Source organism: Bradyrhizobium sp. UFLA01-814 (assembly GCF_046718885.1).
Classification (GTDB): domain Bacteria; phylum Pseudomonadota; class Alphaproteobacteria; order Rhizobiales; family Xanthobacteraceae; genus Bradyrhizobium; species Bradyrhizobium elkanii.
Window position 1 is genome coordinate 1 of record NZ_JAQOSR010000264.1, and the last position, 8,154, is coordinate 8,154.

The 8,154-nt window shown below is 64.0% G+C and carries 8 protein-coding genes; 5 read left to right on the top strand and 3 right to left on the bottom strand.

The genetic code is table 11. From position 1 onward, the window contains the following. Positions 1-2 precede the first annotated feature (2 nt). The 5 genes from PMN64_RS40695 (at position 3) to PMN64_RS40715 (ending at position 5,078) form a co-directional block, all read left to right on the top strand. A complete protein-coding gene (locus PMN64_RS40695) occupies positions 3-422 on the top strand; it encodes a MaoC family dehydratase (protein WP_411784818.1) in 420 nt (139 codons plus the stop codon). A gap of 11 nt (positions 423-433) precedes the next feature. Beyond that, positions 434-886: a MaoC family dehydratase gene (locus PMN64_RS40700; RefSeq protein WP_304499367.1), complete on the top strand. Its 453-nt coding sequence runs from the start codon at positions 434-436 to the stop codon at positions 884-886. A gap of 255 nt (positions 887-1,141) precedes the next feature. Beyond that, complete coding sequence (locus PMN64_RS40705) at positions 1,142-2,449, top strand: MFS transporter (protein ID WP_411784819.1); 1,308 nt, start codon at positions 1,142-1,144, stop codon at positions 2,447-2,449. Positions 2,450-2,548: 99 nt separating this feature from the next. Further along, positions 2,549-4,168, top strand: a complete 1,620-nt coding sequence (locus PMN64_RS40710; protein WP_411784820.1) for a GMC family oxidoreductase — start codon at positions 2,549-2,551, stop codon at positions 4,166-4,168. A gap of 7 nt (positions 4,169-4,175) precedes the next feature. Next, complete coding sequence (locus PMN64_RS40715; RefSeq protein ID WP_411784821.1) at positions 4,176-5,078, top strand: alpha/beta fold hydrolase; 903 nt, start codon at positions 4,176-4,178, stop codon at positions 5,076-5,078. A 26-nt stretch (positions 5,079-5,104) separates the two neighbouring features. Here the strand turns inward: PMN64_RS40715 and PMN64_RS40720 are convergent, their stop codons facing one another. From PMN64_RS40720 to PMN64_RS40730, 3 genes are all read right to left on the bottom strand, one after another. Next, positions 5,105-5,539, bottom strand: a complete 435-nt coding sequence (locus tag PMN64_RS40720; RefSeq protein ID WP_411784822.1) for a DUF2721 domain-containing protein — start codon at positions 5,537-5,539, stop codon at positions 5,105-5,107. A 214-nt stretch (positions 5,540-5,753) separates the two neighbouring features. Further along, positions 5,754-6,755, bottom strand: a complete 1,002-nt coding sequence (locus tag PMN64_RS40725) for a transporter (RefSeq protein WP_411784823.1) — start codon at positions 6,753-6,755, stop codon at positions 5,754-5,756. Positions 6,756-6,961: 206 nt separating this feature from the next. Continuing rightward, a partial coding sequence (locus PMN64_RS40730; RefSeq protein ID WP_411784824.1) for a DUF1254 domain-containing protein occupies positions 6,962-8,154 on the bottom strand: 1,193 nt, incomplete at its 5' end.

Genomic DNA, 8,154 nt, shown 5'->3' on the forward strand with positions numbered 1-8,154 from the left:
AGGTGTGGGACGACATCGTCCCCGGCGAGCCGCGCAAGACGCCGCCCTACAAGCTCACCCAGGAAGCGATCGCGCTGTACTGCCGTGCGGTCGGCGAGACCAATCCGCTCTATCTGGACGAAGCCGCCGCGAAGGCCGGGCCCTATGGCGGGCTGATCGCGCCGCCCGCGATCCATATCCTGCTGATGTTCGCCTGCACGCCGGCCGACGACTGGATGCGCTCGCCGGGCACCGTCAATGCCGGACAGTCCTGGAGCTACAACATCCCGGCCCGCCCCGGCGACACCATCACCCTGCAGGCGCGCGCGCTCGACAAGTTCATCAAGCGCGAGCGGCTGTTCGTGGTGCACGACAACGTCTTCTTCAACCAGCATGGCGACGTGATCTGCTCGGGTCGCGGCCAGACCATCCGTCCGATGTAAGGAGGATCACCATGACCACAGCGAATTTCGAATCTCTCAAGGCCGGCGACACCATCGACGGCCCGGCATTCGCGGTTTCGCGCGAATCGATCCGCCTGTTCTGCGATGCGTCGCTCGACTACAACCCGCTGCATCTCGACGACAACTACATGAAGGGCGATTTCGGCAAGACCAATTTCGGCGGCATCATCATGCACGGCATGAACAATTTCGGCCTGATCTCGCGCATGCTGACCGACTGGGCGCTTCCCGCAGGCGCGATCCATCGCAGGCTCGAGACGCGCTGGCTGAAGCCGGTGAAGCCCGGCGACACCATCCGCCCCGCCGGCACCATCAAGGCCAAGCAGGTCACCGCAAAATCGCGCTGGGTGCTGGTCGACGTCGCCGTGCAGAACCAGCGCGGCGAGACGGTCGCGGCCGGCGAAGCGATGCTGGAGTTTCCGCCGAGCGCGAAGGCGAACTAGCCGCGCGCACTCGATCGGGGCAACGGGCTCCGCCTCGCCCCGCGTGCGGGGAGAGGCCGGAATGCATCGCTAGATGCATTCCGGGTGAGGGGGAGTCTCCGCAAATCCAACTGTCACCGTGCATGTGGAGGCAGCCCCTCACCCCAACCCTCTAAGAGCGAGCTTCGCTCGTCTCGACCCCGTAAGAACGGGGCGAGGGAGCCTACCGCCGTCGCGGCAATAACAAACATCAAATAATCATTCGAGGAGACTTTCATGCAGGATGCGGCCCATTCGCGGCTCTATGGACGGATCGCCTGGCGCCTGATCCCATTCCTCTTGGCGTGCTACACGGTTGCGATCATCGATCGCTTCAACATCGGCTTTGCCAAGCTGCAGTTCCTGCACGACCTCAAGATCGACGACGCGGTGTTCGGGCTTGCCGCCGGCATCTTCTCGGTCGGCTATGTCGCGCTCGAAGTGCCGAGCAATCTGCTGCTGGTCAAGGTCGGCGTCCGCAAGACGCTGCTGCGGATCATGGTGCTGTGGGGCGTCGTCACCATGCTGCTCGCGCTGGTGCAGAACCAGTATCACCTCTATCTGCTGCGCTTCCTGCTCGGCGCCGCCGAAGGCGGTTTCTTCCCGGGCATTTTGTACTATCTGACGCTGTGGTTCCCGGACCGTGTGCGCGGCCGCATGACGAGCCTGTTCGTGATGGCGGTGCCGCTCGGCGGCGTCATCGCGGGTCCGTTGTCGGGCCTGATCATGGATCACATGCAGGGCGTCCACGGCCTGCATGGCTGGCAGTGGCTGTTCATCCTTGAAGGCGGTCCGGCCGTGCTGCTCGGCATCGTCGCCTATTTCTACCTCGCCGACGGACCGCAGGTCGCGAGCTGGCTGAGCGCCGACGAGCGACGGCAGATCGCAAGCGACCTCGCCCGCGACCGCGCCGCCGTTCCCGGCACCACGCGGAGCTTCGCGGCGGCGCTGCGCGAGCCGCGCGTCTATCTGCTCTCCTTCATCTACTTCGCGTTCTTCTGCTCGCTCAACACCATCCTGTTGTGGACGCCGACGCTGCTGAAACGCGTCGGCGTGGCGACCACCACCGAGATCGGCTGGCTGAGCGGCGCGATTTCGGTTGCGTCCGCCATCGGCATGGTGGCGATCGGCTACAGCTCCGACCGCACACGGGAACGGCGCTGGCACGTGGTCTGCTGCGGCCTCGTCGCAGCGGCCTGCTTCATCGCCTTGCAGGCCGCGCAAGGCAGCGTCCTCTTGACCGTGACGCTGCTCGCCGTCGCCTCGATCGGCATCTTCGCGATCCTGTCGCTGTTCTGGACGATTCCGAACGCGATGCTGGAGGGCAGCGCCGCGGCCGGCGGCATCGCGCTGATCAGCGCGATCGGCTCGTTCGGCGGCGCGGTCTGCCCTGCCCTGATCGGCTGGATGAATGTCGCAACCGGGAGCATCTACGCACCGCTCGCCCTGGTCGGCACCGTGCTCGGCATCGGCATGCTGACGCTGATCGTCTGCGTCCCCCGCGCGAGACATGAGGTCACACTGGCCGAACCGAGCCGTCCCTGAGCATCCAGCGCACGCCCGGCATCCACTGCCGGGCTTGTGTCGGCCCGCTGCGTCTGACTAATAAGAGCCCAACAAAAGACGCTTACCGGGAACGAGGACATGCCGCGAAGGCTCGAGGGTGATTTCGACTACATTATCGTCGGCGCAGGCACGGCGGGCTGCATCATGGCCAACCGCCTGTCGGCCGATCCGAAGAAGCGCGTGCTGCTGCTGGAAGCCGGCGGCAAGGACAACTGGATCTGGTTTCATATTCCGGTCGGCTATCTCTTCGCGATCGGCAATCCGCGCTCGGACTGGATGTTCAAGACCGAGGCCGAGCCCGGCCTCAACGGCCGGGCACTCGCCTATCCCCGCGGCAAGGTGATCGGCGGCTCCTCCGCCATCAACGCCATGATCTCGATGCGCGGCCAGGCCGCGGATTACGACCATTGGCGCCAACTCGGCCTCACCGGCTGGAGCTACAGCGACGTGCTGCCGGCGTTCAAGCGGCTCGAGGATCATTTCCTCGGTGAAAGCGAGCATCACGGTGTCGGCGGCGGCTGGCGCATCGAGGCGCCGCGGCTGTCGTGGCAGATCCTCGACGCGGTCGGCGATGCCGCCGAGGAGATGGGCATCAAGCGCATCCCGGATTTCAACACCGGCGACAATGAGGGCACCAGCTACTTCCACGTCAACCAGAAGCGCGGCCGGCGCTGGTCGTCGGCGCGCGGCTTCCTCAAGCCGGTGTTGAACCGCAGCAATCTGCGGCTCGAGACCGACGTGCTGGTCGACCGCCTGATCATCGAGAGCGGCCGCGCCGCCGGCGTGCTGTTCCGGCAGGGCAATGAGGTGGTCGAGGCCCGCGCCAGGGGCGAAGTGATCCTCTGCGCCGGCTCGATCGGAACCACGCAGGTGCTGCAGCGCTCCGGCATCGGTCCGTCCGAATGGCTGTCGCCGCTCGGCATCGACATCGTGCTCGACGTGCAGGGCATCGGCCATAATCTGCAGGACCATCTGCAGCAGCGCGCGATCTACAAGGTCTCCGGCGTGCGCACGCTGAACGAGACCTATTACAATCTGGTTCGCCGCGGCCTGATGGGCCTCGACTACGCGTTCCGCCGCCGCGGTCCCCTGACCATGGCGCCGTCGCAGCTCGGCATCTTCACGCGCTCTGACGCGACGCGCTCGCGCGCCAACATCCAGTTCCACGTGCAGCCGCTGTCGCTCGACAAGTTCGGCGATCCGCTGCACCGCTTCCCCGCGATCACGGTGAGCGCCTGCAATCTGCAGCCGAGCTCGCGCGGCACGGTGCGGATCCGCTCGACCGCGCCCGACGACAAGCCGTCGATCGCACCGAATTATCTGTCGACCGACGACGACCGCCAGGTCGCGGCCGACGCAATCCGCACCACGCGCAAGCTGATGAAGCAGAAGGCGCTGGAGAAATATCATCCCGAGGAATTCCTGCCCGGCCTCTCGGTCGGCGACGACGATGCCTCGCTCGCCAAGGCGGCCGGCGACATCGGCACCACGATCTTCCACCCCGTCGGCACCGCGAAGATGGGAACGGCCAACGATCCGATGGCCGTGGTCGACGAGCGGCTGCGGTTCTACGGCCTGCACGGCCTGCGCATCGCGGATGCCTCGGTGATGCCGACCATCACCTCCGGCAACACCAACACGCCGACGGCGATGATCGCCGAGAAGGCGGCGGCAATGATCCTGCAGGATGCACGATAGAACGACGATGAACGCCCCGAAGCGCTTTCTGGTCGGCGATGCCGGCGCACAGGTTGCGGTGGCGCGATGGGGCGAGCCGGCCTCGGACAAGCCGCCGGCGCTGCTGCTGCACGGCACAGGCTTTGTCGCGGAGGTGTGGACCGAGGTCGCAGAGGCGCTGGCGGCCGATTACACGGTCTACGCGCTCGACCGCCGCGGCCATGGCCTGAGCCACAAGCCGCCGGCCGATCGCTATCACTTCCAGGATTTTGCCGAAGACGTCCGCATGGTGGTGGAGCGCCTCGACCTCCATGACATCTACGGCATCGGTCACAGTGCCGGCGCAACCGACCTGCTGCTCGCAGCCAGACTGATGCCCGGTCGCTTCGCGCGCCTGCATGTCACGGAGCCGACCGCGATGGATCCGCGCGCGCCGCGCGCCGGCGGCCTCAGCGACATCGCGCGCGGATCCGTGCAAGGTGTGCTGCGCCGCCGGGCCGAGTTCGACAGCGCCGACGACCTGCTCCAGCGGCTGCGCGCCGCACCGGCCTTCGCGCCATGGACCGAACGGTCGCTGTGGGCGTATGTCCATCACGGCTTTGCCCGGCTCGACGACGGCCGCATGCGGCTGCTCTGCACGCCGGAAATCGAGTCGGCCCTGCTCGGGCCGATCTTCCAGGCCATGGAGCAAATCTACACCGGCGACGCCCGCGGCAATCCATTCCCGTGGTTCTCCGACATTGCCTGCCCGGTCTGTATCACGACCACTGAGCAGTCATGGCCGATCTACAAGGAGATGGCAGGCCGCGCCGCGGCGCTGATCCCGCATGCGAGCCGATGGACCTTCGACGGTGTCGGGCATTGCGTTGCGCAGGAAGCGCCGAAGCTGCTGGTCGCAGCGCTCACGACGTTCGCCGCGCGCGCGCGTTAAGGCGTGAACGCATCAATGCGTTGCGTCTAGCCGTAGTGATCAAGTTCGCTCAGGGCAATTCGGACCTCTCGCGCGAAATCCACCAACGACACGATGAAAGCCACGACGGCAACAATGAAGAGGATGGCAACGCCCCGCTCGTACTGGATGTGAAGGAACGCACTCACAAAGCCGACGACGATGACAATGCTGATCGAGATGCTTCCCATGATGGACCAGAAGATCGCGCGATTGATCATGGTGGCGCGCCGAGCAAGACGCGGCAGGTCTGCCTTGGGCCGGCACCTCGCCTGATCCTGATCTGAAATTTGGTTCAGGTAAATCGATCTGTCGATGATCCGGTTGAGGCGGCAAATCAGCACCGCGATAAAAGCCGCCAGTGCGCCGAGCAGAAATGCGGGCGCAGCCGCTTGAGAAATCACTTGAGAGAGCTGACTGACCGACGGCGTATCCGGCAACATCGACGCGACTTTCGGGGTTAGCGCGGCCGAAACCAATCAGCCGGGCATTTGCAACCTGGACCCTGCAGCCTGGCCGTCACGGCTCCGAAGTATCGAACCGGCAGCGGCGAAGATTGCCCGGCCGGCGTCCGAACGGCCGGCATCGACGGCCTCTGGCGCGAGTGCGGCGCATCGTGGCGTGATCTCGGCACAATTGAAGGCGCGCACATCACTGCTATTTTGTCACGATCCGTCGGGTCGGCGTCACGGTGCTGGTCGGCGCTATCGGCGAGATCGAGAACGTCAACCAGGAATTCCAGCCGGCCGGGCGATTCTCTGCTGCAAATTCTCCATACCCTTTGAGATTCAGATAACCCTGCATGTCGCCCACGGGAAACAGGAAGCCGATCTGCGGACCAACGCCCAGCACGCGGGACCGAAAGCCCCCCAGGACAGGGTGCTGGCCGAAATCATCGGTGACCTGCTGATAGGCATATCCAACCAGGCCAACGAAAACCTGCTTTGACAGAAACTGGGAGGCGCCCCAATCCAGATGGAAGTCGATCCCGTTCTGATACTGCGTATCCTGATTCTTGAAATTGTAGGTGAAGCCTCCGACTGCAGAAAATTCATAGCCCGCCTGCGGGTTGAAGTAGGTGTAGCCGCCGCCTGCATCGATGGCGGCGTGACCGATGCCGAGATTGGCGAGGCTGCTCGGACTGTATGCTCCGACCGGAACGTCTCCCGTTACATAGGTCATGAAATTGTGCACCCCGGCGTTCCACTTCAGCGTCGCCTGCGGGTAGATGTCACCTACCGATGTGATTGAATCGCCGAAGCTGCCGGTCCGTATTGTCGCCAGCGGACCGACGGCCGCCGTCAGTGTCCCCGCAAGATCAGCGCTGGACCGCCCGAACAGTCCGGTCACGCCGATGGCAAGCTGGCCACCCAGCATCGGCGTCGCGAACGTGTAAGTAGGATTGAGAAGGATGAGATCCGCCTGTGCGTTCAGATGCAGGTTTAGATCGACGTTTGCCGCGGCAGGGATTCTGCCGACGTGGATTTCCCTGGCGGCCGCGGCATTGCCGAATGCACTTACGCTGGTGTGATAGTAGACCTCCGCCATCGACCAGCCGGGGACCTGCGGGGTCGCAGCGAGACTGCCGAAGCGGCCGGGAAGCCAGTATGAAACGCCGCCCTCGTCGGCACGGGCGGCTTCAGGCGAGAATGACGCCATGACCATTGTCATGGCGATGCCGACATCCCTGAGTGTCTTACTTCGCCTGTTTGGTTGCCGCCTCTTCGAAGGATCACGAAGCCGCATGTCACCTACCCCACCGTTGGCGCATCGCAGAACGGCCTGTACGGCTCGCTCGAGCGTTCGATTCGCGACCGCAAATTGATTCATGCCGGCCCCAGCGGGGCCGGCATGAATCCAGGTTCTCAAGCCCCGACCTTCCTGGCGGCAGGAACCGTCCAGGTGCCGTTGATGATCGAAGGGTCGGTTTCCTGCGGCCAATACATGCGCAGCATGAGTATGAAATCTCCCTCGGGCGCAGGAAGCCAGTTGGATTCCTTGTCCTTGCCGGGCGAGTCCTTCTGAATGTAGAGATCGGTCGAGCCGTCCGGATTTTCCTTCAGATTTTCCCGCGCACTGATCGAATATCGGTTGAGCGGATTGTTCACGAAGAAGTAGCCGCTGTCGTACATCGTGAGCGACCAGAATCCCTCGGCCGGAGGAAGGTGGCCTTTGGGAAACCGCATGACGTACTTGTTCGCACCATTGTACTTGCGGTCATCCACATCCTTTTGCGAGGTCGGGTAGACCGCATCCTGCGGGCGGTTGGCGCCAAGCCCGATCGCGGTCACCAGGGCCCGCATCAGATAGTCGGTACCGTAGATGCCGGTTTTCGTCGTGAACGCAAAGCCGTTCTCGTCCTTGACGGCCTTGTTGACCTTGAACTGAAGCATGATCCTGTCGAACGACACCTCCGGGACGCGCTTCAGGAAGTCCGCCTTCAGCTTGGTCTCGTCAAAGTCGCGCCCGGGTACGATGCCGATGCGGGCAAATTTGGCGAGTTGGGCCGCGTCCGCCGCGTATGGCGGGTTGGTTTTCATGAGCTCGCAGAGCAGCTTGAAATACGACACCGCGTCCATGCGATTGACCTGTTCGCGGACAGCCGTCTTCATGTCGATCGACGGATCGACCTTTCCCGGAGGTGGCGTGTACGGCTTGCCATAAGCACTGAGCGGAACGAGCTTGCACTCGTCCTGCAGCTTGTGGACGGCTGCATAGTCCTCCGGCGTTCCGGTGCAATAGATGCGGCCGAGCAGCCACACGAGGTTGGTAGGTGATTTGTACTCCCTCACGCCATCCGGCAGCGTGCCCTTCCAGCCGGGCCCGGTGATGGCATAGGTTTGTGCTCCGGTGCCGGTGGTACGCTTCCCCGGCACCTGGAATACCGTTGTCCAGCCATCCAGCATGGGCATCAGGAAATAGCGCCCCTTCATGTCCGGGATGCTGAGGACCCACGGTTCCTTCCCGACGTCGAAGAAGGACGTGGTGTAGAGCGTGTCCGCGTTGGGTGCGGTGACATCCCGGAACGACGCGTCCGGATATTGGCGCAGCTTGATGA